Here is a 22,190-nt window from a genome sequence, read left to right on the forward strand (position 1 = left end):
CGCAGCCTCTCGTAGAGAAGAGAAGGCTTTAGGCTACGCTATCGGTGACGCCCTCTTCAGCAGAAAATGCAGAAACACTATGGCAAAGCGTAAAAAAAGCAATCTTCAGTGGATTAAAGAAACACTTGAACTAAAACCCGATCATCGTTGGGAATCTCCATCAGGCTACAAAATTTTTGTCGCAGATAGAGGTGCTGTTCGTTTCAATGTTCCCCAGAATTGGGTTTTTGAGCCACAAGAGAAATCCTTCAAGTTCATGGATAAAAAACCGCCCAACGATGATTGCTGTCTGGAAGTATCTTTTAATCGCCTGCCACCCAACGACTGGAGCCAGTTTCCGCTAAAATCCACCTTGAAGAAAGTCCTGGAAGACGACAGCCGCAACATCATTGCCAAGGGAGAAATTATTATCGTCAAGCGTCAAACCGCCAGAATTGTCTGGACAGAGATGAAGTTCATTGACACTCAAGAAGAACCACGGGAAGCTTTTTCGCGGACTTGCATTGGTTTGGGGTCGAATGTTCAATGCTTAATTACATTCGATTATTGGGCAGATCAAGCAGAACAACTAATACCCGTTTGGGATGAAGCAATGCGTAGTCTCACATTAGGGTTGTATATTCGTGACCCCATGACTGGTTTAGCTTTTCCAGACTGAAGCCCAAGAATAATTGCTCAAGCTCCCTTGGCAAATATCAATGAAAACACTATTCTGGATTGGCAAAGCGAACGGCATATTTGAGCGCGGTTCTCTTTTTTTAGATTGCCATTGAGCAGTTTGGCAAAAGTAACAGCAATCTTAATCCAGCTTTGGAGAAGCTTTTGCCCGCACCGGAACTGTAAAAACCTGCACTGGCAGAGTAAATAAATTCTTTGTAGTATATAATAAAACAATTTACTAAAACTAATCTTTTAGCCTTTGTTTAAAGGAACTGGAAGTATTAGAGCGGATTGCAGAGAAGATCGATCGCATTCAAGTTAACGGTAGCTTGGGTAGTATTTTAACAGACTTGATTCGGATGAATCCGCAGTGATTTGGTTATTAAAGATTGAGAGTTGGGTTAGATCGCATATTGATGACTTTAATTGTAAAAAAGTGTTTGCGATCGCGTCTAACCCAATCTGTAAAAATTGCTTGTTTCCGGTTAGCTGAAACCTTAAATAGATATGCCTACAAAAATCTATAAGAAACTAAATGACATATTTATTATTTTTCGTGTCCATAGGATTAGCCACTGCACTTGCTTTGGTAACTAAACAGCTACAGCAACGCAAAAACGATTATGCAGTAGCGGAGCAGAGATTAAAGGAAACAGACAAGCGATTACAAGAAGCAGATCGGAAATATGGAGGACTCATATCCAGAGAAGATACTGCTAGGCAACTAGACACGCAAATCACTGTCCTGACAGATCGAATTAAACAACTTGACAAACAGGCAGAGACGGAAGAGCGAGAACTATCTGTTAAAATTTCAGGGCTTAGGACACAACTTCAAGGACTTGAAGAGCAAGAAATTTTTGAAGCCTTCGGGTTTCACGAATCCAAGTATGATTTTCAAGAAGCTGAAGAATATAAGCAACGCTTGGACAAGATTCGTGCTCAGCAGAAACAGATGATTAAGGATAAGCAAGCTGCTGTCTGTCATACGGAATGGTCGGTTGGCGGTAGTGTGAGAGAAGGCAAAAAAATGACTAATAATTTTCTCAAATTGGTTCTTCGCGCTTTCAATGGCGAATGTGATGCCTCTGTAGCAAAAGTCAAGTACAACAACGTCGAAACAATGGAGAATCGCATTAGAAAAACTTATGCGGACTTGAATAAGCTATCTCAAACTACACACTGTGAGGTTGCACCACGGTACTTAGATATCAAACTAGAAGAGCTTTGGTTAACCCACGAATATCAAGAGAAAAAATATCAGGAACAGGAAGAACAGCGTACTATTCGTGAACAAATGCGTGAAGAAGAAAAAGCATTACGCGACCTTGAGAAAGCTAAACAGGAAGCTGAGCGTGAAGAGCGCAGTTATGAAGAGGCTCTGGAAAAAGCCCGTAGAGATATAGAATCAGTGACAGGAAAGGCTCAGCAGAAACTTTTTAGCCAAATCGAAGAGTTGCAAAAGCGACTTGCAGAAGCAGAAGCGAATAAGGAGAGGGCTATCTCTCAAGCTCAACTGACTAAATCTGGACACATCTACATCATTTCAAACATTGGTTCCTTTGGTGAAGATGTTTATAAGATCGGTATGACACGCAGGCTTGAACCAATGGATCGAGTTAAAGAGCTAGGTGATGCTTCTGTTCCTTTCCCTTTTGATGTTCACGCTATGATCTTTTGTGAAAATGCTCCAGAGCTTGAATCTCGTTTGCACAGGTATTTTCATGCTAGAAGAATGAACAAAGAGAATAACAGAAAAGAGTTTTTCCGAGTTTCGCTAGAAGAAATAGTCAAAGTTGTACGAGAAACAGACGCAGAACTTAAAATCTGTAGGTCGGAGATAACTTTTACGAAAGTTGCTGAGGCTGTTGATTACCGAAAGACTCTAGCTCAAGAACGTGTTACACTCAGTCAGCATTAAAATATATACTTGATAGATAAACTCTAATTATGCCGACTCAATCGCATAGGGTAACAGCGATGTCAATTGATGAAGTTGAAAACCAACAAAATAATGATCTAGTTCAAACCGCTACAAACTTAGTAGAAAAACTAGTAAAAGTAAAAGACAAGAAAATATCTAAAAAATCAAAACGGATTTTTGATGGTAGCACAGAAGTTTTTGCCAAGAAAATTCCCAAAAAGACTTTTGAAACTGAACTAAAGCAACTCCAGATTGAATTAGTCAAAATGCAATACTGGATTAAGCACGTTGGCTATCGGGTTGTCGTCATATTTGAAGGACGGGATGCTGCCGGCAAAGGAGGAGTAATTAAACGGATTGCCGATCCACTCAATCCTCGTGGTTGTCGTGTAGTCGCTTTGGGAACTTCCTCCGATCGCGAGAAAACTCAGTGGTATTTTCAGCGCTACGTGCAATATCTTCCGACAGCAGGTGAAATTGTCCTCTTTGATCGCAGTTGGTACAACCGAGCCGGAGTTGAACGGGTGATGGATTTTTGTAGCGAAGCAGAATATCAAGAATTCATGCAATCTTGCCCGGAATTTGAACGAATGCTGGTGCGATCGGGCATTGTTTTAATCAAGTACTGGTTCTCCGTCAGCGATGAAGAACAAGAGGAACGCTTTCTTTCTCGCAGTCACGATCCAGCAAGGCGCTGGAAACTCAGCCCAATGGATTTGGAATCACGCGATCGCTGGGTAGAATACTCCAAAGCAAAAGATACCATGTTTGCTTACACGAATATTCCAGAAGCCCCCTGGTTTACGATTGAAGCAGATAATAAAAGACGTGCGCGGCTCAACTGCATTCATCATTTGTTGAGCAAAGTTCCTTACGAAGATATGACACCTCCTCCCTTAGAGCTTCCGTCTAGACCAGTGGCTGAGGATTATGTTCGCGCTCCCCGCAATGAGCAGTTTTTTGTGCCTCAAGTGTATTAAGTAACATCCCTGAGTCAAAACTATGGAGTACAGCCAACCAGCCTAGAACATCGTACACGGTGATTCGCATCCGTCGAATACGGGAGCATCAGGTTTTGGGAGATTGACTTTTTTAGACAACCTATCTAGTGGGTTTTTGACACGAAATAATTATGTTTCTCCAAAAGTGGATGCTTCCGTCGAATATAAGGCTTACCACCTTGCTTGTCCGGCTCAATTGTAATAATATCGTAATAGCTCATGTCATTATAAACTGTATAGCATATTTCTAAGTCTAAAACAGCTTCACATCACCCTGCTACGAGGCGATCACAACAACGTTCTACTTCTTGTGCATCTCACACAAAATCTCTAAATATGCAGTGGCGTGTTGTTGAGTTGGGGCTTTAGAGATGTGCGACTCTTAAAGTTAGCACCAGCTTATTCACTCCTAATAATCCTCTTGCAACTTCCACATAAATCTAAATTTTTTGCTTTGGCTTCTTCAATAGTTTTGAAAAATAAAATTTTTTTTTGATGTTCAGGTTTTTCTACACGAGGGTAATGGCTGCAACCATTAGGTAGATGATAACAATATCTTCCCCGTTTAGCTCTCACTGGATAATCTCCGTAAATGGGGTCTTCATTAATATTCGTACTCAAGTTTCCAATATATGAGTAAACCCAATTGAGTAAACGTGATGTTTGGTATAAAGTTTTGAGCCTTGGATTTTTTGCAATTTTTTCGTCCAAGACTTCCAGCATTTCTTGTATATTTTCCTTGGAAGATTCTTGATTTATATAATAAATGAGCAAATCTGTTAAAATCTTCTCAATTTTTTTGAAACTCTTTTCTCGTCTAATTGCTTCAAAAGTAAAAATTGCATAACATGAATGCCAAGTATATTGAATTTGACTTAACAAGCCATAATGTTTTCTCTTAATAGGATCTAACCTATTAAGAATAAAATCTTTTTGTTCATCTAATTCACTTAATTTCCAATCAACTAAATCTCTGTCATAGCTATTTACGCCTATTGTAAGTAACTCAATAGCTCTTAGGAGTAGCCAATACTCTGAGTCAAGTCTGTTTAGTTTATTAGCTTCTCTCTTATCTGCTGTAGCGATTACGGACTCAGAAACAGCAATATGATGAAGTTTTGCTCTAACTTCCTGCCAGATTGAGTTAAGAGACTGATCTACTGCCTTATTCAACTGCCATTTATATGTCTTAAACCCACTAAATAGGTAGTTAGTGAGAGATTGAACAAGGTTTATAGGAAAAGCATGGCTTGCAGTGAGTCCAAGAAAAAACCATGCGAAAAATACTACAAAAAAGAATAATAAAGTTATTATATAGTTCCCGAGCCTCCTCCAAAATGACTTTAATATTAAGTGTTTAGGAAGCTCTGTTGCTAATGATTCAGAATTTGAAGATAAATGTAAGTGAAGTTCTTCAGCCCCGAAAGTACTGATTTCCTCCCGCTATATTTCCTGTATTTTGGGGAGCATTAATATTTGATCCAGAACCAGTAGAAACCTGATTAACAGTTCCACTATTTTGATTTTCCTCAATCTCAATCAGCTTGCTAACTACACTTTCCAGTTCTTCACGAAAAGCAACATTGTTCGGAGCCTCTTTAATGATTACTGCTTTCAAAGCTGCTGGATTTTGTGTAGCTTCCTGAATTTCTTGTCTACCAGCGAAGTGAGTGTATATTACATCCACTAACTTTTGAAGGTAGTCTTTTGCATCCGCCCCCAATTTTTGCAAAGCACCACCTGAAACTTGCAGTGCAAAATACTCCACAGCCTTGGTTGCTAAAGTGTCTAAAAGCATAGTTTGGGTAAATGTCTCAGATCATTGGTGAACAAGAGTATTGGTTTTGGTTATACCTTACTCTTTACGTGTAATATTGTTATTTTTATCACAGAGAGATAAATATGGCAATATAGAGTTCTTTAACCTTACGCGGTTTTAACAGATTTATTGGTTGCATCTCAAGCAAGTTAACAATTCTGCTGCAAGCAACGGCCATTTAATCTAAAAAATCGTTAATTAAAATAGTTTTCAATTTAACAGTTTTTCTTTGAGCAAAATGCAAGCAAAATCTAAAAACGAGACTGCATAAGAGTTATACTATCTGAAGCATCAAAAAAGATTGTTGTTAGATAACCCTGCAACTTGGATTTAGGCTAGAAATAGGCTCTTTTTTATCTTGCCGCGAAAAAACCTGGCATTATATGATGTTGAGGAGCGATCGCTAGGTTCGGAGTAATCCCAAGAGTGCATTTGACGGAAAGGAAGACCCATCTTCTGGAAGACGTACTTCTCTTTCACACCAGAGGCTACAAGGTCGGGCTTGAGGGCTTTGATAAATTCCTCGAATTCGTAAGCGGTAACGTCGTCATAAACGATGGTGCCGTTTTCGATATAGCCAGCAGTACGTTTGTAGTCATCATTATGAGCGAACTCATAACCAGTACCTATCATCTTCATGCCCAAGTCTTGGAAAGCTGGGACAACGTGGCGAGGACGCAGACCACCAACCATGATGGCGACAGTCTTACCTTCCAAACGTGGGCGATACTTTCCAAGAACCGCATCCATTGTGGGCTGATACTTGGCGATGACCTTCTCAGCGTTTGCTTGGATTGTTTCGTCAAATTTAGAAGCGATTTCCCGTAAAGATTCAGCAATCTTGGTGGGGCCGAAGAAATTGTATTCAAGCCAGGGTATACCGTAAGCTTCTTCCATGTGACGGCTGATGTAGTTCATCGACCGGTAGCAGTGGATGAGGTTCATCTTCACGTTGGGGGTCATCAACATTTCGTTGATGGTACCATCACCTGACCACTGAGCGATTACGCGCAAGCCGATTTCTTCTAACAGGATGCGGCTAGCCCAAGCATCACCACCGATGTTGTAGTCACCAATGACGGCTACATCATAAGGAGTACCTTCAAACTTGAGTGTACCGTCTTTCTTAGCTTGGTCGGATTTGGTGAATACCCAGTCACGAACCATGTCGTTAGCAATGTGGTGTCCCAAAGATTGGGAAACACCCCGGAAGCCTTCGCAACGCACAGGTACAACTGGCTTGCCAATTTCTTTCGATGTCTTCCTGGCAACAGCTTCGATGTCATCCCCAATTAGACCGATGGGACATTCAGATTGGATGGAAACACCACGGTTGAGGGGGAAAAGTACATCAAGTTCTTGGATGAGCTTGGTAAGTTTCTTGTCTCCACCAAAGACGATATCTCGTTCTTGGAAGTCGGAGGTGAAGTTCATGGTACCAAAGGAGTCAATACCTGTGGTACCGATGTAGTAGTTACGACGACCAGACCAAGAATAATAACCGCAACCAACAGGCCCATGGCTGATGTGGATCATATCCTTAATAGGACCCCAGACCACACCTTTAGAACCGGCGTAAGCACAACCACGAGCGGTCATTACACCTGGAAGAGATTTAACGTTAGACTTAACGCCGCAATCGGACTTACCTTCTTCGTATACGCCTAAGTGCTTTTCGCGCTTTTTAGCGGCTTTTTCTGGGTAAGCACTGAGAACTTCTTTAATTAGTTCTTTTCTTTCTTGAATGATGTTTTGATTTTCTGGAGGTGTCATACTTAGCCTCTGTGATTTGTAAGGATCGGGGCATAGGGGGACTAGGAGTCCCCTGTAAGATTAGGGGGGAGATTAGAGGGAAAGGTCAAAGGTCAAATATGAGATTCTTCCTTTTTCCTTTTTCCTTGTGCTAAAGCGTTATTTCTTAGCAGCGATTTATACTACAGGAGCTTCAGCAGCACTCTTACCAACTAGCATTGCAGCATTTTCTTCGCTTTCGAGAATACCGAATTCAATCAACAATTCTTCTAGTTCTTCCATTTCGATGGGTGTAGGAATAGCTAGATTCTTGTTGTCGATGATCTTTGTAGCCAATGTCCGATATTCGTTAGCTTGGTTGCTTTCTGGTGCGTACTCGTTAACAGTCATCCGGCGCAATTCTGCGTGTTGAACGATGTTGTCACGGGGTACGTAGTGAATCATTTGGGTGTTCAACCGTTTTGCCAAGGTTTCGATTAGGTCGATTTCCCGGTCAGTGTTACGGCTGTTACAAATTAAACCACCCAAACGCACGCCACCTGTGTGAGCATACTTAAGAACACCACGAGCAATGTTGTTAGCAGCGTACATCGCCATCATTTCACCTGATGTAACGATGTAGATTTCTTGTGCCTTACCTTCGCGGATAGGCATTGCGAAACCACCACACACAACGTCACCTAATACGTCGTAAGATACGAAGTCTAAGTTTTGGTAAGCACCGTTTTCTTCTAAGAAGTTGATGGCGGTGATGATACCACGACCCGCACAACCTACACCGGGTTCTGGACCACCAGACTCTACGCAAAGAACGTCACGGAAACCCTTCAGCATCACTTCTTCGATTTCGATATCTTCTACTGCGCCACGTTCAGCAGCGAGGTGAAGAACGGTGGTTTGAGCTTTGCTGTGCAGCATCAAACGGGTGGAGTCAGCTTTAGGGTCGCAACCGACGATGAGGATGCGTTGACCCATTTCTGCCATAGCTGCCAAGGTGTTTTGGGAAGTGGTAGATTTACCGATACCGCCCTTACCGTAGAAAGCTATCTGTCTAATCTTTTCGTCTGTCATTGTTCGTGTTTTCCTGCAATTGGTTGGTTGGTGGGTATGCGCGTTTGTCAGTTGCGTTCACGCCAGTTGAGCGACAGTAGTGAGCGCGTGTAGAGCATCGTTGGTAGCGTTGGCATAAATGCCTGCTGGGGGCGATCGCTCCACAGCTAAAATGATCGAAAGCAAGTACATATATTTCTTGGTTAAATTTCTTTTCTTTTTGTCTTTTGTCCTTAGTCATTAGTCAAATAACTAATGACTAAGAGCTTACGCAATTTACAAATACGTCATAATGTGCTTTAACTGGAAAGACCAAATAGGACTTGATGTTGCTATTTGTCAACAATCAATGCATCAGTCCTATTACTTGTTCAAAATAGCGTCCTTGAAATTTGAGACACGCTCTAGTGCAGCTTGGGTATCTTCTGGCGACTCTCCACGCACAGCCATTGATTCACTCAAAAGCTTGGCGATCTCATCAAAGTGTTGTTGCTGTAAATTCATTCCGGCGTGTGTTTTGTCCATTGGACGACCTGCGTATTGCTTTGGCCCCTCAAAAATCTGAGATAAGAATGCAACTAGATGATTACGTTGCTTGACCATATCTGTACCAGCAAAAATGGGATTGAGGAGGCTGTCTGTGGCAATACGTTTGTGGAGTTCATCTACTATTTGTTCAATAGCTGGTTGTCCGCCAAGTTTGTCGTACAATGTGCTCATATTCTGTTCCTTTGAAGCGAGTTGGATGATGAAATATTGCAAGTAGGCACTTAATCTCTTTGACTATATGCTGTTAGCCGTCATAGCTAATTTAGCTATCGGTTGTCAGTAGGATTGAAGCATTGATGTGGAGACAATTATATGGTTCAAATCCTACTTTCTGTTCCTGGCTGAATGCATATTAGGGCGTATTTGTAGAGTACGTTAAGTCCTACAGCAATTCCTAAACTGCTTCGACTACAAGGTTCTTGCTGACACGATCTTGTAATCTGGCTTCGATCGCAATTTTTAGGGTTGCTGTACTACTAGAACAGGAACCGCAAGCACCTTGCAGGACAACTTTAACGCGATCGCCTTCGACATCATAGAGTTCTACATCTCCGCCGTCTGCAATGAGTACGGGTCTGATTTCTTCATCAAGAACTTTTTGAATTAGAGCAATCTTTTGCACGTTAGTTAGCGATCGCTCTTTAGACGTAACAATTTCTGTGGCAACTTTTACGCCGTAATCGTTGATAGCAGCTGAGGCGTATTCCTGTTGAACTGATTTAATTATATCATCAATGTTCGCCAAACAGGAACCGCATCCACCACCAGCTTTTACATAATTTGTTACCTCTTCAGCACCAGTGAGATTATTTTCAAGAACGACGCGGCGAATTTTGGCCTCGCTGATCCCAAAGCAACTGCAAACTAACGCGCCTTCATCATCATCATCGTGGGTAGCTAGAGGAATGCCACGATAATTATAGATAGCGGCTTCTAGCGCTTCTTGTCCCATGACAGAGCAATGCATCTTTGCTTCTGGTAAACCACCAAGGTAATCTGCAATGTCTCTGTTGGACACTTTCAAGGCTTCATCTAAGGTTAAACCTTTGACCATTTCGGTTAATGCACTAGAAGATGCGATCGCACTAGTACAGCCAAAGGTTTGAAAACGAGCATCTAGAATCTTATCAGATTCTACTTCCACTTTCAGGTGTAGTCTCAGAGCATCACCGCAAGCAATGCTACCGATTTCTCCCATTGCAAGCTTAACCCCAGGTTCGCTCGTTTCTTCGATTGCTCCCTGATTTTTGGGATCGTAAAACAGTTCTAATACTTTATCGGTGTAGTCCCACATAATGAATTTTAGATTTTAGATTTTGGATTTTAGATTTGGGGATTGGCAGACAATTTTGGATTTGAGATTTTGGATTTTGGATTGGATTTCAATCTAAAATCTCAAATCCAAAATCTAAAATTCCTAGTCCCTAACGATGAGCTAGTGCTTGCTCTTGTTCTTGCAGCCAACCTGCATCATCATTTTTGAAGGGTGAGAGGGCGCGTAAACGTTCTACAATACTGGGCATTACCTCTATCACTTGATCGATTTCGGCTTCAGTGGTGTAGCGACAAAGGCTGAAGCGAATGGAACCGTGCAAAGTTGTGTAGGGTAAGCCCATTGCCCGAAGGACGTGGGAAGGTTCGAGTGAACCAGAGGTACAAGCAGAACCGGATGAGGCACAGATACCGTATTTATTCAACGATAGTAAGATAGCTTCACCTTCAATATACTTGAAGCCGATATTGGTGGTGTTGGGCAATCTCTGCGTAGGGTCACCGTTGACTACACAATCGGGAATTGTAGTGAGTAAAGCTTGTTCGAGGCGATCGCGCAGCCTTGTTTGTCTTTTGTTTGCTTCTTCTAAGTGTAACATTTCAAGTTCCGCAGCTTTGCCCAAGGCAATAATTCCCGGAACATTCTCTGTTCCCGCCCTACGTCCGCGTTCTTGGTGTCCCCCAAGTATGAAGGGACGGAACCGAACCCCGCGCCGGATATACAAAGCACCAATTCCTTTCGGCCCGTGCAGCTTATGACCAGACACGGTTAACATATCCACGGTGCTAGTCTTCATATTCAAGGGGATTTTTCCCACTACTTGCACCGCATCTACATGGAAGATAGCGCCATATTCTTTCACCCGCAACCCAATTTGCTCAATCGGGAAAATCGTGCCGGTTTCGTTATTAGCATACATAATTGTCACCAGGGCGGTGTTACCCGTCAAGGAAGCTTCTAGTTCATCTAGATCCAGCTGCCCTTGATGATTTACTGAAAGATAGGTAACACTGTAACCTTGGGTTTCTAATTGTTTGCAGACATTAAGTACTGCTGGGTGTTCGACTTGGGTGGTAACGATGTGTCGCTTTTCTGGGTGCGCTAATAGTGCGGCTCGAATCGCGGCGTTATCTCCCTCAGTTCCACAACTAGTATAGACGATTTCTGACTGATCGGCTCCCAGGATGGCTGCAAGTTGTTCTCTTGCTGTTCTCAGTGCTTTACCAACTTGCCCACCAAAGGTATGCATACTGGAGGGATTGCCGTAATAGTCCGTCAGGTAAGGTAGCATTACCTCTATAACTTCTGAGTCTACCTTAGTGGTGGCATTATTATCGAGATAGATGCAGTTATTTTGCATTGTTGTCTTCAATTACAAATTACGAATTACGTTAGTGCAGCGATAGCGAAGCGTCGGAACCAGCGTCACTACAAATTATTTGTTAAACTTCTGCTCCCACTGATTGGGGTTGACGCTTTTGCAACTGTTCGGAGTATTTCTGGGAATAGCAGTTAAACCAACGTTCCCAGTAATCTTGTTTATTTGTTAATTTAGCAACTACGCGGTTGTAATCGGCAAACCAGCCTTCCCAATAATCGCTAGGCTGCTTAACGCAACCGTCACAGGTGGGACAACCAGCTTTACACTGAGGCATGGTATGAACGCTACCAACACAGTTTGTACAAAGTTCAGCGTCAATCCAGTGCTGTCCGTCAACCACTTTAACTGCATTTGTGGGACATACAGATAGACAGAGATTGCAGGAAATACACTGGCTAGTAAGAATTTTGTAAGCCATGATTTATTCTCCTTTTTAGGGCAAGGGGAGTGGGGATTGGGTACTGGGTATTGGGTACTGGGTATTGGGTATTGGGAAAATTCTTCGTTAATTCCCAGTCCCTAATCCCCAGTCCCCAGTCCCTATGCCTTATTCCCTAATTCCTTAACGTATTGCTCGTAAAACTCCAAAGCCACCTTCTCAATCACGTCGTAAGCTTCAACAGACTGTATTCCAGCTTCAAGCAATTTTTCTTGAGGACTGTTACCAATTTTGGAGACTAAAACTGCTTTGCAATCTGCGATCGCTTTCATAATATGCTCAAAAGAAGCTTCCTCGCCGTATCCACTTTGGCAGTATTGGTCAATTTTACGATGACCGACAAAGAGAACTTCCTTTCCATCCACTTCGTAAATTTGGAATTCTTTGGCATGACCGAAGTGCTGGTTAACCAATCCGCCGCCTTTGGTTGCTACTGCAACAAGGACTTTAGGATTGTTGGCAAATTTCTTGCCGACTAACGCCTTGTCTTTAGCAACTTTAAGTTCTTCTTTAAACTTCTCAATACCGTCGTGAACTTCTTGGCGTTTGTCCATGTCGTATTCTGGAGTCATTTCCAAGAATTTCTCTTTGGAAAATTCTTGGCTGCGGTCTTCTCCCAATAATCCGACTGCATCGGCACGGCACTGGCGACAGTGACGCATCATTTTCATGTTACCAGAGCAGTTGTCTTGAACTTCTTTGAGTTCTTTGGGTGTGGGGCCGCGTTGACCGGTTAAACCGAAGTGTGTGCCATGTTCTGGTGCAGAAATCAATGGCATGATGTTGTGCAAGAATGCACCTTTTTCACGAATGACTCGATTCACTTCGACTAAGTGCTGGTCATTAATTCCGGGAATCATCACGGAGTTAACTTTGCATAAGATATCAGCATCTTTCAGGGCTTGCAATCCTTCCATCTGTCTTTCGTGAAGAATTTTTGCGCCTTCAAGACCTCTGTAACGCTTGCGCTTGTAGTGAACCCAAGGATAAATCTTAGCACCGATCTCTGGATCTACCATGTTAATGGTGATCGTCACGTGATCTATATTTAATTCTTTAATGCGATCGATGTAGTCGGGCAGCATTAAACCATTGGTTGATAAGCACAGCTTGATATCTGGTGCTTGCTCTGCAATCAACTCAAATGTGCGGAAAGTCTTATCTGGGTTCGCCAATGGGTCGCCAGGACCGGCAATTCCCACAACTGTCATTTGAGGAATCTTGCCGCCAATGACCAAAGCTTTGTGTGCTGCTTGTTCTGGTGTTAGCAACTCGCTAACTACTCCAGGACGGCTTTCGTTAGCGCAATCATATTTGCGGTTGCAATAGTTGCATTGAATGTTGCAAGCTGGAGCAACTGCAACGTGCATCCGAGCGTAGTGGTGATGAGCGTCTTCGCTGTAGCAGGGATGTTTCGCAATGCGTTCTTCGAGCGTTTCATCCCTTTCCACGGTGGCGCTGCTGGTGCTGTCGCAGCCGCAACCACCTGATTTTGCTTGGGTTGTCGATTCCGTAGCGTTGGAGTTGAGGAGTCGTGTAGACGGTGATGTCATTGAGTTTCGCAAAAGGTCGGTGGACTTGGCTGCCACTGTGGGAGATGCTGTTGCTACTTTTTCATGCCCAGAAATGAAGTCGCGTCTTCCACACTGCCTGCAAACCCTTGGCTTCGGGCAACTTGTTTTCAAGTAAAGCAGGCGATAGATATCTGATGTTCGGCTGGTGTGTGTCAACGTTCGGTTCTTGGGTAGAATTTGTGCTTACAGCCGCGACTTCTATTCACTTCAGGCATGGTGCTATGTCATCCCTCCACTCACTCTTCGCTTTGTTTTGTTTCAGAGCGTTAGGTGATTGGCGATATAAGATTTATAGCAGCCATCTCCCAGCCAGATGTTGCGTCTGTCTAGGATAGAATTTATTGGATTTATTACTTTTGTACTCAAATACTAAAAACCCTAATTATTCAAGCATTACAAGAATTAAAAAAGTTTTTTTCGGGTAGGGGTTCTAGTATTTTTTGGTTGGGGTTCTAGTGTTTATAGATGGGGGTTCAGGATTTCTTTGTACTCAGCTATAACCCAATCCTAGCAATAACTTGAATTAACTTGAAACTAGGTTTGGGTTATTTAAATGTGTACTCAGATTGCCCTCAAATTCTTTCAAAAGCAATAAATGCCAAGGGTTTGAGGGTGAAAAACTGGAGTAGTCTATATCGTTCTACTCCACAAACGTGCGAAATTCAATTCTGTATCTAACATATCATTTTTTTGAGGGTAAAAATGCAATTCATATTTTTTTAATTTTTGCTTTGACAATGATATTCAATTGTGCTTCTAAGTCTTGTCTGGCAAACCATGTGAGCGATTGTAAATAGAGGCGTTGCTGCACATTATTTTCAAAAAAATTAACTTTTAACTCCTTTTTTTTCATTCCCACAATCAGGAGATGGCTAAGGAACTCTCAGATTTTGTGTTTGAGAGAAACAACAAACTATAATCTAACATGATTGAGCGATCGCAATGAATTTTCTGAATTGCTCACTACAAACCTTAGCAAAAACCTAACCATCTTCCCGCGTTAGAAGGGGGAAACTTTAAAGTCTTTCTTCTTTTAGGAGAGAGATTTTCCAGATACCGCTCTTTGTTACTGATACTATTTAGCTACAATCAAACCAAGCGTAAAAAATCTTAGTTATGATCGCTATCCCCCAACAGCCGCTAAAAATGACCGTTGAGGAATATCTCGAATGGGAACCTCAGCAAGACCTTCGCTACGAATATGCCAATGGCGAAGTATTCGCTATGACAGGCGGTACAATTCCCCATAACGACATTGCACTAAATCTCTACAGACCTTTGTACCCTCATTTGCGTTCCAGAGGTTGTCGAGTGAATGTGTCAGATGTGAAAATACAACTCACTCCCCAGAGTCGCTACTATTATCCTGATATTATTGTCAGCTGCGCTCCTGAAGACCTGAATGCTCGCAACTTTATTCAACATCTCAAGCTAATTGCCGAAGTTCTTTCGCCAGGTACAAGCGCTAAAGATCGGGGTGAAAAATTCACTTATTATTTGACAATCCCCAGTTTGCAAGAATATATCTTGATTGACTCGGAAAAAATCTCCGTCGAACGTTACTGTCGGGGTGAGGGTAGGATGTGGCTTTACTATCCCTACACGGCTGGAGATACGATCGCTTTATCGAGCATTGAGTTTGAATGCCCGATTGAATTGCTGTATGAAGGTGTTGTATTTACCACTGAAGAATAAAGAGAATGTTCCGTGTTAACTTTTAAAGAGCGATCGCACCTTAAGCAACTGCATAGCCAGTGTAGGGTCTTAACTCTGGTGGACGAAAGCCAAGGACGGGCGTGCAGTGGGAAAAATTGCGTTGGCGCAGCCCGTCGTAGACATCACAGTTTCTATTTGACTTTCAAAACATAGTCTCATATCGTGTCCGGCTAAAAACTTATCATTTAGACCCCAGTTATTGCTAGGAGAAAGAGACGTTTCCGATTTTTGCACAGATGCGGTAATCATAAGTGATTAACCGGACTTGATATCAGACCTTTTTAAATTTTGGACTTCGGCGTAAGCGTTCAGTAGAACACTTTTACAGCTATTTTCAGCTAAATAGACGACGCGATAGGGGCACAGCATTCCTATGCCCTAACGACAGATATGGTTCAAATACATGAAAATTGCTGTAAAGGATTAAATCCAAAATCCAAAATCCAAAATTTAAAATTCGGTGAGTGGTGCTACTTGACCTCTATATACGAGATGATATTATCAAGGTCCTTTCCAAGGGATTTATAATCACCAGCAGCATAGTCACGGCATAAACCACCAGTTTCATGTTGGCACACACGTACCCGTGTACCCGGTGGTACACTTAATGAACTAATAGTGTCATTACCAACAATATTTAAGTCACCTTGGTTGGCTTTGTATATTCCTGGAGTCGTAGGAAAAGACTGGGAAATTCCACCAAAGTTAGGGTCTCTGTAGACCTTAACCTGTTGTGACGGCGTGTAGGAGAGCTTATAGATAGTGCCACTGTAGTCATCCGAAATTAACAAACTACCTTGCCCATCTACTACCATATCCACGGGTCGCCCCCAGGTTTCTTGCGTTGCTGGAACTACCCAACCGGTGACTAAATCTATCTCCTGCCCCGGAGTCTTTGTCGTACTGTTCCAGGGAAAGTAAGCTATTTTGTAGCCCGTTTTATTCTGCCGATTCCATGAACCATGCAGCCCTGTCACTACCCCATTTGAGTATAGGCTGGGAAAGTTAGTATTTTGTAAGAATGTTAGTCCCAAAGGAGCTGAATGGGCTTGGATACCTTTGCTAATCCTGTCCATTGCATTACAATTAACCTTTCCATTACCATTGAACTGATAGTCCCAGTTAAATGGCATATTGTTGAGGCCGTTTGACGTGTCAGGATTGGGATTGCAGAATGGCCAACCGTAGTTACCGCCATCTCGGACTTTCGTGAACTCCTCTGGTGGGTGGTTGTCTACGTAGGAGGGGATAATCTTACCGTAATTGCCACTGCTATCTTTGAAAGGATAAGCGATGTTATCTCGATTATTAACGACTACCCAAAGGTCATTTGTGCCAGGTAAGAATGCTAACCCTTCAGCATTACGTAAACCTTGGGCAAAAAGTCGCTGATTAGTTCCATTAGCGTTGTACTGGTAAATTGCACCGCGTTTTGGAGTACTGACAGAATCTTCCTTACAGGCATTGCATGTAGAGGCGATCGACACGTACAGTTTGTGGTTGTTATCAAGTGCGATATTTTTCAGTTCGTGACCATAAGCGCCTTTGAGTTCTTGTGTGCTGCTGTCTGGTAAGCCAGTTACAACGATTTGACGATTTTTTGCGATTAAGTCTCCAGAGTTGTAGATGAAGCGGTTAATTTGATGACTCTCAGAGATATAAACGTATGTGGTGTTGTCAATCTTATGAAACACAATGTCGTGTGGTTTGCGTAGACCTGTCACGAAGTCAGAAATAATTGGGTCTTTGCTGCCATTTGACCGGACAATTAACACTTTACCGGAACTGGGCTGTGATACTAGAAGATCCCCATTGGGAGCAACTGCCATAAAGCGAGCTTTATTAATGCGAGCATAAACAGAGACGGAGAAATTGGGCGGCACTTTCAAGTAACGGTTAATATTAAAGGGCCAAGAGGTCATTGTACTAGGCACTTTCAGTTTGGTTTCAACAGACGCAGGGGGCGGTTGGCTAATCGCTGTGGTGGTAAGAACCTCTAAGGACATCAAACTAATTAGCGATGCGGATAGTATGCGTCCAAGTGTCTGTGTTGGTTTTAGAGTAAATGCAACCATTTTGAACTTTCCTCTAGCTTGGTAGTGATCTATGTTACAAATAATTCTCGGCTAGCCGATTTTACCGAGAGTCTGAATAAGGCTAACTCAAAGGTATTATTCTTTTTAAATACTTAAAATATCTTTATCTACTGCTATTTTTTCTAACTCATCAAAAAATGGGTGAACCGAGAGTTATAAAAAAGGCAGAGCGATCGCACTTTCCAACTAAAATAGTCCTCAAGCTAGCCTCGAAACCATTATCCAGAGGGTCTTAACAGCGTTCTTTCCCAGTCAAAAAGCCAAGTTTTTGTTTGAAAAACCCAAGGCTGAGGACTTGCTTTTTCTCAAATAGTGGTGATTGATTGCACATATCCCTTGGTATAACTAGCTGTGGCTCATGGTTATAACGAGAGTGAGCGTGCTGTGGGGAAAATTGCCTAAGCGCAGCCCGTTGTAGACATCACACTTAGCAATTGCTCTGAAAAATCAACGCGAAACTAACCCTCTAGGGACTGTTTTCAAACTCGAAGATCCCCCCTAACCCCTTTACCGACGAGGGAAGGGGGAAATTTCAAAGTCTCTCTCCTAAAAGGAGAGAGATTTAGAGAGAGGTTTTCCAGATACCTGTGAATGTTTCTGCAATAACTCTGAAATCTGGAAACATTACTAGGTTAGAAGAAGTTAAAAATACTCAAGAGGAAGAAAAATAATGAATTCTCGCTACACAATAATTATTCAGTGGTCTGATGAAGATGAGTGTTTTGTTGTCAGTCTTCCTGAATGGGGAGAATTTTGTCACACTCACGGAGAGACTTATGAAGAAGCTTTTAAAAATGCTCAAGAAGTTTTAGAAATGCTGATTGAATCATCTTTGGCAGATAGTCAAACTTTACCAGAGCCTAAAACGCTAGGAAAATCTTTGGAAGTTGCATAAAATTTAGGAATTAAAGGGGTAGCTTATGAACATATCTGTAAATACAGCCAAAGTCTACGATGAAATTATAGAGTTTATTGCTGCTGGAACCACTCCCCAAAGCGTTATCGATTTCAAACTCTCGGATGCAGCCAAAGACCGTTTAGAGGACCTCGTTTACCGCGCAAAAACTGAAGGTCTTACAGGAAGTGACCAGCGAGAGTTAGATCATTTCCTCACGCTAGAACATATTATGAGGTTAGCAAAAGCAAAAGCTCATCAGTACATTAACCCTAAGTAAGTATCCAAAGTGTCCCGTTCATATATTAATGCAGAACTGCGGCGTTTAGTTGCCGATCGCGCCGCCCATCTATGCGAGTATTGTTTATATCCAGAAGTAGAGGGCTTAAGCTGTCAAGTTGACCATATAATCAGCGTCAAACACGGCGGCGCTACAACAGCAGATAATCTCTGCTATGCCTGTATTTTCTGTAACCTGCAAAAAGGCACTGATTTGGGGTCAATTAATTGGCAAACTGGCGAACTTGTACGGTTTTTTAACCCACGCAGAGATTTTTGGGGTGAGCATTTTCGACTAGATGAGGCTGTAATTGAGCATCAAACAGACATTGGTGAAGTTACCGCACGTATCCTAGATTTTAACGGCGACGAAAGGATTATTGAACGACAAGCTTTGATTGCATCTGGTCAGTATCCCTCAGCATCGGCGCTAAAACAGATAAATAAATAGGTTATGATGTGCGTAGGCGTAGCCCGTCGTAGACATCGCTTGAAGAAATTGTTCGAGATAATCAATTAGCCAGTTGTATTGTGGTGCGTTACGCAACGCTTTCACACCCTACTAAACTAAAAATTATCAGAAAATGTGCGATCGCATCCACCAATGGGAATTCTATACTTAGCAACTATTGCTACTTCACCATTAGAACTCCCAAGGTAAATATACAATGTCCTATCAAAATATTGCAGCCTCCCTTTCGCCACAAGATATCCAAGAAATTAAAGCTGCGCTACAGACAGTCCAAAAAAAGCTGCCCTTTCTGATTACTCTCAGCACTGAAGAACGGCGTAAGTTAGTAAAAATGGGCGATAAAAGCCTAGCTTTTGTGAATAATAGCGTCACTGCTGCTCAGTCTAACCGCGAAATCCTTCCAGCCACTTTTGATGTTGAAGAACTTGTTCAGGATTATCAATTAGCTGCTGCGCTTACCGAACTTTTAATCTCAATCCAGCAACTCAGCGAACAGGTAGATGATACCCTAATGGCTGTCGGTAGTGAAGCGATGACTAGCAGTTTGACAGTTTATGATTACGTGAAGACTGCATCGAAAAAGACTCCAGGTTTAAAGACTGTCGCTGAACAGTTAGGCGAACGTTTTAAGGCTATCAAAGGTAGACCGACTAAAGCTGCATCTGGTTCTTGAGTCTTTGATACTCATTAATGAGTCTTTGAACTCCATTAATGAGTCTTTGAACTCCATTAATGAGTCTTTGATACTCATTAATGAGCCTTTGATACTCATTAATGAGTCTTTGAACTCCATTAATGAGTCTTTGAACTCCATTAATGAGCCTTTGATACTCATTAATGAGTCTTTGAACTCCATTAATGAGCCTTTGATACTCATTAATGAGTCTTTGAACTCCATTAATGAGTCTTAGAACTCCATTAATGAGCCTTTGAACTCCATTAATGAGTCTCGATTAATTCTAGTAATTGTTGTTGTGGCAGTTGCAAATTTACTGCTTGCTGGGTGCGGTTGATCAATTCCCTAGCGGTGCTCAGAAGCAATTATATATCCGTCGATGTTTACTGAAGATGGTAAGTTTTTTCTTTCTTTGTATGAAACCACCCTGCGATGCCTTGGGGAGGGAAGGGGTTGATTTACTCAAATGCGGGGTGGGGTTCTTTATTTTTGATTTATGCAAGAGGTCTAATGATTTGGATGTTTAATTTCTATCATCACTTCCAATTGAAAGCAATTATCCAAAAATTTTTATTCACATCTTAGATGTTGATTTGCTGCCTCTGAGTCAAACACATGGCAATTCCCTTTTCGTAATAAGCTGCCTCATTAATAAAAATTGGCCAAACAGTAGATGTACCTTCATAAACAATTGTTTTATCGTCAAAAGTTATAAAAATTGGATCTCCTGGGTTCAAGGCTTGATAATCCTTATCCTGAAGCTCTGGATGAATCATTCCAAAGATTGTACCATCCGGTTTTTTTGGGTAGTCTACAACTGATAAGTGGTCATAGAGAATCAAAGTTTCGTTATTTGATGGAATTTTACCTTGGTTAAACTGTTCTAGGTAGTCCAGAAGCGCGCGAACAAGTTCCTCTGTTTGTTGGAACAGCCTTGCTTTTAAGATACCTTGGGCAATTGGGCCAACCTCGAACGCAAAGCCTAATTCGCATAGAGAATTTACAAAGGGGTTTTCTGCAATTGATTTAAAAGAGCAGCGATAAACCCTAACTAAAGGATTAAGCTGGCTCAGATAAGCAGCTAATTTTAAGTTGAAGGGATGACTGTTATCAAGAATAATTGTTAGACCCATATTAGCTGTACTGCTGTGCAAGTCTAAGATGAAATCTGCTTGTTTATCCCCATTTAATGCTAGGGTATCCTGAATTAATTTAGCTTGCAAATCTTCGTAACTATTCAGAGTCGGATCTTGTAAATCTTGCTTGAGAAAACAGCGATTTAAATCCTTTTCTAAATATCGTCTTCCGGCGGCAAAAGCATTGGGATTTGCTAACAGAGTGACTGTCTCAAAACTCGGTCTAGTAATTAAATCGGGAAACTGGGCAAATTTTTGGATTAGGTATGCTCCTGTAAACTCATTGCCATGAGTGCCACCGACAATTGCAACTCGATTAACCTGGTTCATGAAGCATTCACCTTGCCGATGCGATCGCGATCGTGTGGTTGATTAAGATAGGACATATCAGGGCCGTTGGGAATAATTCCGCCGGGATTGAGTGGGAATAGGTTTCCGTAGTAGTCCCGCTTCACGCTTTCTACGTCGCAAGTGTCAGCCACACCTGGAAGCTGATAAAGATCGCGTAGATAAGCTCCGAGATTCTGATAGTCTCGAATTCGCTGCTTATTACATTTAAACAGTCCATAATAGGCACTATCAAACCGAAATAATGTTGTGAATAAACGCACATCTGCAAGTGTCAGATGTTCGCCGCAGAGATAGCGATTAGTCTGTAATGCAAGTTCAATCTCATCGAGAGTTGCGAATAGTTCATTACAGGCTTGATTGTATGCTTCTTGAGTCTGGGCAAAGCCACAGCGATACACACCATTATTTACGGCGTGATAAATCTTTTCATTCCACCAGTCAATTTTCTCTTTCAGTTCTTCTGGGTAAAGATTTAGCGTCGAATTGTTGGCGAACTCGTTAAACTCAGAGTTCAGCATGACGATAATCTCTGAACTCTCATTATTGACGATGGTTTTTGTTTGGTTATCCCATAGTACTGGCACTGTGGAGCGTCCACTGTAGCCGGGTTCTGCCTTCTGATAAAATTCAGCCAGTGTGCGACAACCTTCTTCTTCTTGGTTAAATATCCAACCGCCTTCAATGGGAGAAGGAGAGACGACACATACTGATATTACCGCTTCGAGTTTTTTGAGCGATCGCACAACTAAGGTTCGATGTGCCCAAGGACAGCCCAGCCCAACATAGAGTTTGTAGCGCCCCGTTGCTGGTGGGTGTGGATTTCCTTCGTCTGTGCCGATGAACTTGCGAAACTGGCTATTAGGACGAATATATGCTCCCGACTGATTGCGAGGAGCAAGGTTTGACATCATTATTTGCCAAATACTTGTCCAGACAAACTTTCCCAGCCAGATAATTAGCTTCGGAGGAAGCGATTTGCCTTTCTTTTTGGGGAGCTTTTTATCGTCATCCATTGGAGTTGAGTTAGTCATGGCAACAATCTTGCTTTGGGAGCGATCAAAGTTAGCACTGTATATGCTGTTAAGTTTATAGTTGGTAGGTTTCTATACCTACACGCACCTTGATATTTCTTACTTTAACTTTACTA

General features: G+C 42.1%; 20 protein-coding genes. 8 read left to right on the top strand and 12 right to left on the bottom strand.

Annotation, left to right across the window (positions count from 1 at the left end):
• The first annotated feature begins 79 nt into the window (after positions 1 to 79).
• From NLP_RS24645 to ppk2, 3 genes are all read left to right on the top strand, one after another.
• On the top strand, positions 80 to 658 hold the full coding sequence (locus NLP_RS24645) for a hypothetical protein (RefSeq protein ID WP_104908622.1): 579 nt from the start codon (positions 80 to 82) through the stop codon (positions 656 to 658).
• Between the two features lie 537 nt (positions 659 to 1,195).
• On the top strand, positions 1,196 to 2,581 hold the full coding sequence (locus NLP_RS24650) for a DUF4041 domain-containing protein (RefSeq protein ID WP_104908623.1): 1,386 nt from the start codon (positions 1,196 to 1,198) through the stop codon (positions 2,579 to 2,581).
• 59 nt (positions 2,582 to 2,640) lie between these two features.
• Positions 2,641 to 3,564, top strand: a complete 924-nt coding sequence (gene ppk2, locus NLP_RS24655; protein ID WP_104910023.1) for a polyphosphate kinase 2 — start codon at positions 2,641 to 2,643, stop codon at positions 3,562 to 3,564.
• Between the two features lie 420 nt (positions 3,565 to 3,984).
• Here the strand turns inward: ppk2 and NLP_RS24660 are convergent, their stop codons facing one another.
• The 9 genes from NLP_RS24660 to nifB form a co-directional block, all read right to left on the bottom strand.
• Positions 3,985 to 4,758, bottom strand: a complete 774-nt coding sequence (locus tag NLP_RS24660) for a hypothetical protein (protein WP_104908624.1) — start codon at positions 4,756 to 4,758, stop codon at positions 3,985 to 3,987.
• 241 nt (positions 4,759 to 4,999) lie between these two features.
• Complete coding sequence (locus NLP_RS24665; RefSeq protein WP_104908625.1) at positions 5,000 to 5,383, bottom strand: hypothetical protein; 384 nt, start codon at positions 5,381 to 5,383, stop codon at positions 5,000 to 5,002.
• Positions 5,384 to 5,734: 351 nt separating this feature from the next.
• On the bottom strand, positions 5,735 to 7,177 hold the full coding sequence (nifD, locus tag NLP_RS24670) for a nitrogenase molybdenum-iron protein alpha chain (RefSeq protein ID WP_104908626.1): 1,443 nt from the start codon (positions 7,175 to 7,177) through the stop codon (positions 5,735 to 5,737).
• Positions 7,178 to 7,333: 156 nt separating this feature from the next.
• Entirely contained in the window at positions 7,334 to 8,227 is an 894-nt protein-coding gene (gene nifH, locus NLP_RS24675; protein ID WP_104908627.1) for a nitrogenase iron protein, read from the bottom strand.
• 342 nt (positions 8,228 to 8,569) lie between these two features.
• Positions 8,570 to 8,926, bottom strand: a complete 357-nt coding sequence (locus tag NLP_RS24680; RefSeq protein WP_104908628.1) for a globin domain-containing protein — start codon at positions 8,924 to 8,926, stop codon at positions 8,570 to 8,572.
• A gap of 223 nt (positions 8,927 to 9,149) precedes the next feature.
• The gene (nifU, locus tag NLP_RS24685; protein ID WP_104908629.1) at positions 9,150 to 10,049 is read right to left on the bottom strand and encodes a Fe-S cluster assembly protein NifU; all 900 of its coding nucleotides are present in this window, start codon (positions 10,047 to 10,049) and stop codon (positions 9,150 to 9,152) included.
• A gap of 130 nt (positions 10,050 to 10,179) precedes the next feature.
• Complete coding sequence (gene nifS / locus NLP_RS24690) at positions 10,180 to 11,388, bottom strand: cysteine desulfurase NifS (RefSeq protein WP_104908630.1); 1,209 nt, start codon at positions 11,386 to 11,388, stop codon at positions 10,180 to 10,182.
• An 82-nt stretch (positions 11,389 to 11,470) separates the two neighbouring features.
• On the bottom strand, positions 11,471 to 11,827 hold the full coding sequence (locus NLP_RS24695) for a 4Fe-4S binding protein (RefSeq protein WP_104908631.1): 357 nt from the start codon (positions 11,825 to 11,827) through the stop codon (positions 11,471 to 11,473).
• A gap of 122 nt (positions 11,828 to 11,949) precedes the next feature.
• Positions 11,950 to 13,401 (bottom strand): nitrogenase cofactor biosynthesis protein NifB, encoded by a 1,452-nt coding sequence (gene nifB / locus NLP_RS24700; protein WP_104908632.1) that lies wholly within the window; start codon positions 13,399 to 13,401, stop codon positions 11,950 to 11,952.
• Between the two features lie 1,137 nt (positions 13,402 to 14,538).
• Here nifB and NLP_RS24705 point away from each other — a divergent pair.
• On the top strand, positions 14,539 to 15,117 hold the full coding sequence (locus NLP_RS24705; protein WP_104908633.1) for a Uma2 family endonuclease: 579 nt from the start codon (positions 14,539 to 14,541) through the stop codon (positions 15,115 to 15,117).
• A gap of 491 nt (positions 15,118 to 15,608) precedes the next feature.
• On the opposite strand, the gene NLP_RS24710 is transcribed toward NLP_RS24705, so the two are convergent.
• A complete protein-coding gene (locus NLP_RS24710) occupies positions 15,609 to 17,213 on the bottom strand; it encodes a PQQ-dependent sugar dehydrogenase (protein ID WP_104908634.1) in 1,605 nt (534 codons plus the stop codon).
• 691 nt (positions 17,214 to 17,904) lie between these two features.
• Between NLP_RS24710 and NLP_RS24715 the strand changes: the two genes are divergently transcribed.
• The 4 genes from NLP_RS24715 to NLP_RS24730 all read left to right on the top strand — a co-directional run bounded on the left by NLP_RS24715 (position 17,905) and on the right by NLP_RS24730 (position 19,553).
• Positions 17,905 to 18,129 carry a type II toxin-antitoxin system HicB family antitoxin gene (locus tag NLP_RS24715; RefSeq protein WP_104908635.1) on the top strand — a complete coding sequence of 75 codons (225 nt, stop codon included), beginning with the start codon at positions 17,905 to 17,907 and terminating at the stop codon, positions 18,127 to 18,129.
• A 25-nt stretch (positions 18,130 to 18,154) separates the two neighbouring features.
• Positions 18,155 to 18,409, top strand: a complete 255-nt coding sequence (locus NLP_RS24720) for a hypothetical protein (RefSeq protein WP_104908636.1) — start codon at positions 18,155 to 18,157, stop codon at positions 18,407 to 18,409.
• A gap of 9 nt (positions 18,410 to 18,418) precedes the next feature.
• Positions 18,419 to 18,859 carry an HNH endonuclease gene (locus NLP_RS24725; RefSeq protein ID WP_104908637.1) on the top strand — a complete coding sequence of 147 codons (441 nt, stop codon included), beginning with the start codon at positions 18,419 to 18,421 and terminating at the stop codon, positions 18,857 to 18,859.
• Positions 18,860 to 19,076: 217 nt separating this feature from the next.
• Complete coding sequence (locus tag NLP_RS24730) at positions 19,077 to 19,553, top strand: hypothetical protein (protein ID WP_104908638.1); 477 nt, start codon at positions 19,077 to 19,079, stop codon at positions 19,551 to 19,553.
• A gap of 584 nt (positions 19,554 to 20,137) precedes the next feature.
• On the opposite strand, the gene NLP_RS24745 is transcribed toward NLP_RS24730, so the two are convergent.
• Together NLP_RS24745 and NLP_RS24750 are read right to left on the bottom strand one after the other, a co-directional pair.
• On the bottom strand, positions 20,138 to 21,022 hold the full coding sequence (locus NLP_RS24745) for an aspartoacylase (protein ID WP_104908640.1): 885 nt from the start codon (positions 21,020 to 21,022) through the stop codon (positions 20,138 to 20,140).
• The gene (locus tag NLP_RS24750; RefSeq protein WP_199784683.1) at positions 21,019 to 22,074 is read right to left on the bottom strand and encodes a glutathione S-transferase family protein; all 1,056 of its coding nucleotides are present in this window, start codon (positions 22,072 to 22,074) and stop codon (positions 21,019 to 21,021) included. The genes NLP_RS24745 and NLP_RS24750 overlap by 4 nt, the downstream gene beginning before the upstream one ends.
• Between the last annotated feature and the right edge of the window lie 116 nt (positions 22,075 to 22,190).

The sequence above is a fragment of the Nostoc sp. 'Lobaria pulmonaria (5183) cyanobiont' genome, from assembly GCF_002949795.1.
In the GTDB taxonomy this organism is placed as follows: domain Bacteria; phylum Cyanobacteriota; class Cyanobacteriia; order Cyanobacteriales; family Nostocaceae; genus Nostoc.

Bases quoted from the DNA above. Each gene is read 5' to 3' on its own strand.
- NLP_RS24745 (WP_104908640.1), bottom strand. From the start codon at position 21,022: ATGAACCAGGTTAATCGAGTTGCAATTGTCGGTGGCACTCATGGCAAT.
- nifU (WP_104908629.1), bottom strand. From the start codon at position 10,049: ATGTGGGACTACACCGATAAAGTATTAGAACTGTTTTACGATCCCAAA.
- NLP_RS24645 (WP_104908622.1), top strand. From the start codon at position 80: ATGGCAAAGCGTAAAAAAAGCAATCTTCAGTGGATTAAAGAAACACTT.
- NLP_RS24715 (WP_104908635.1), top strand. From the start codon at position 17,905: ATGAATTCTCGCTACACAATAATTATTCAGTGGTCTGATGAAGATGAG.
- NLP_RS24720 (WP_104908636.1), top strand. From the start codon at position 18,155: ATGAACATATCTGTAAATACAGCCAAAGTCTACGATGAAATTATAGAG.
- NLP_RS24665 (WP_104908625.1), bottom strand. From the start codon at position 5,383: ATGCTTTTAGACACTTTAGCAACCAAGGCTGTGGAGTATTTTGCACTG.
- NLP_RS24710 (WP_104908634.1), bottom strand. From the start codon at position 17,213: ATGGTTGCATTTACTCTAAAACCAACACAGACACTTGGACGCATACTA.
- nifS (WP_104908630.1), bottom strand. From the start codon at position 11,388: ATGCAAAATAACTGCATCTATCTCGATAATAATGCCACCACTAAGGTA.
- NLP_RS24705 (WP_104908633.1), top strand. From the start codon at position 14,539: ATGATCGCTATCCCCCAACAGCCGCTAAAAATGACCGTTGAGGAATAT.
- NLP_RS24730 (WP_104908638.1), top strand. From the start codon at position 19,077: ATGTCCTATCAAAATATTGCAGCCTCCCTTTCGCCACAAGATATCCAA.
- NLP_RS24695 (WP_104908631.1), bottom strand. From the start codon at position 11,827: ATGGCTTACAAAATTCTTACTAGCCAGTGTATTTCCTGCAATCTCTGT.
- NLP_RS24750 (WP_199784683.1), bottom strand. From the start codon at position 22,074: ATGACTAACTCAACTCCAATGGATGACGATAAAAAGCTCCCCAAAAAG.
- NLP_RS24650 (WP_104908623.1), top strand. From the start codon at position 1,196: ATGACATATTTATTATTTTTCGTGTCCATAGGATTAGCCACTGCACTT.
- nifD (WP_104908626.1), bottom strand. From the start codon at position 7,177: ATGACACCTCCAGAAAATCAAAACATCATTCAAGAAAGAAAAGAACTA.
- nifB (WP_104908632.1), bottom strand. From the start codon at position 13,401: ATGACATCACCGTCTACACGACTCCTCAACTCCAACGCTACGGAATCG.
- NLP_RS24680 (WP_104908628.1), bottom strand. From the start codon at position 8,926: ATGAGCACATTGTACGACAAACTTGGCGGACAACCAGCTATTGAACAA.
- nifH (WP_104908627.1), bottom strand. From the start codon at position 8,227: ATGACAGACGAAAAGATTAGACAGATAGCTTTCTACGGTAAGGGCGGT.
- ppk2 (WP_104910023.1), top strand. From the start codon at position 2,641: ATGTCAATTGATGAAGTTGAAAACCAACAAAATAATGATCTAGTTCAA.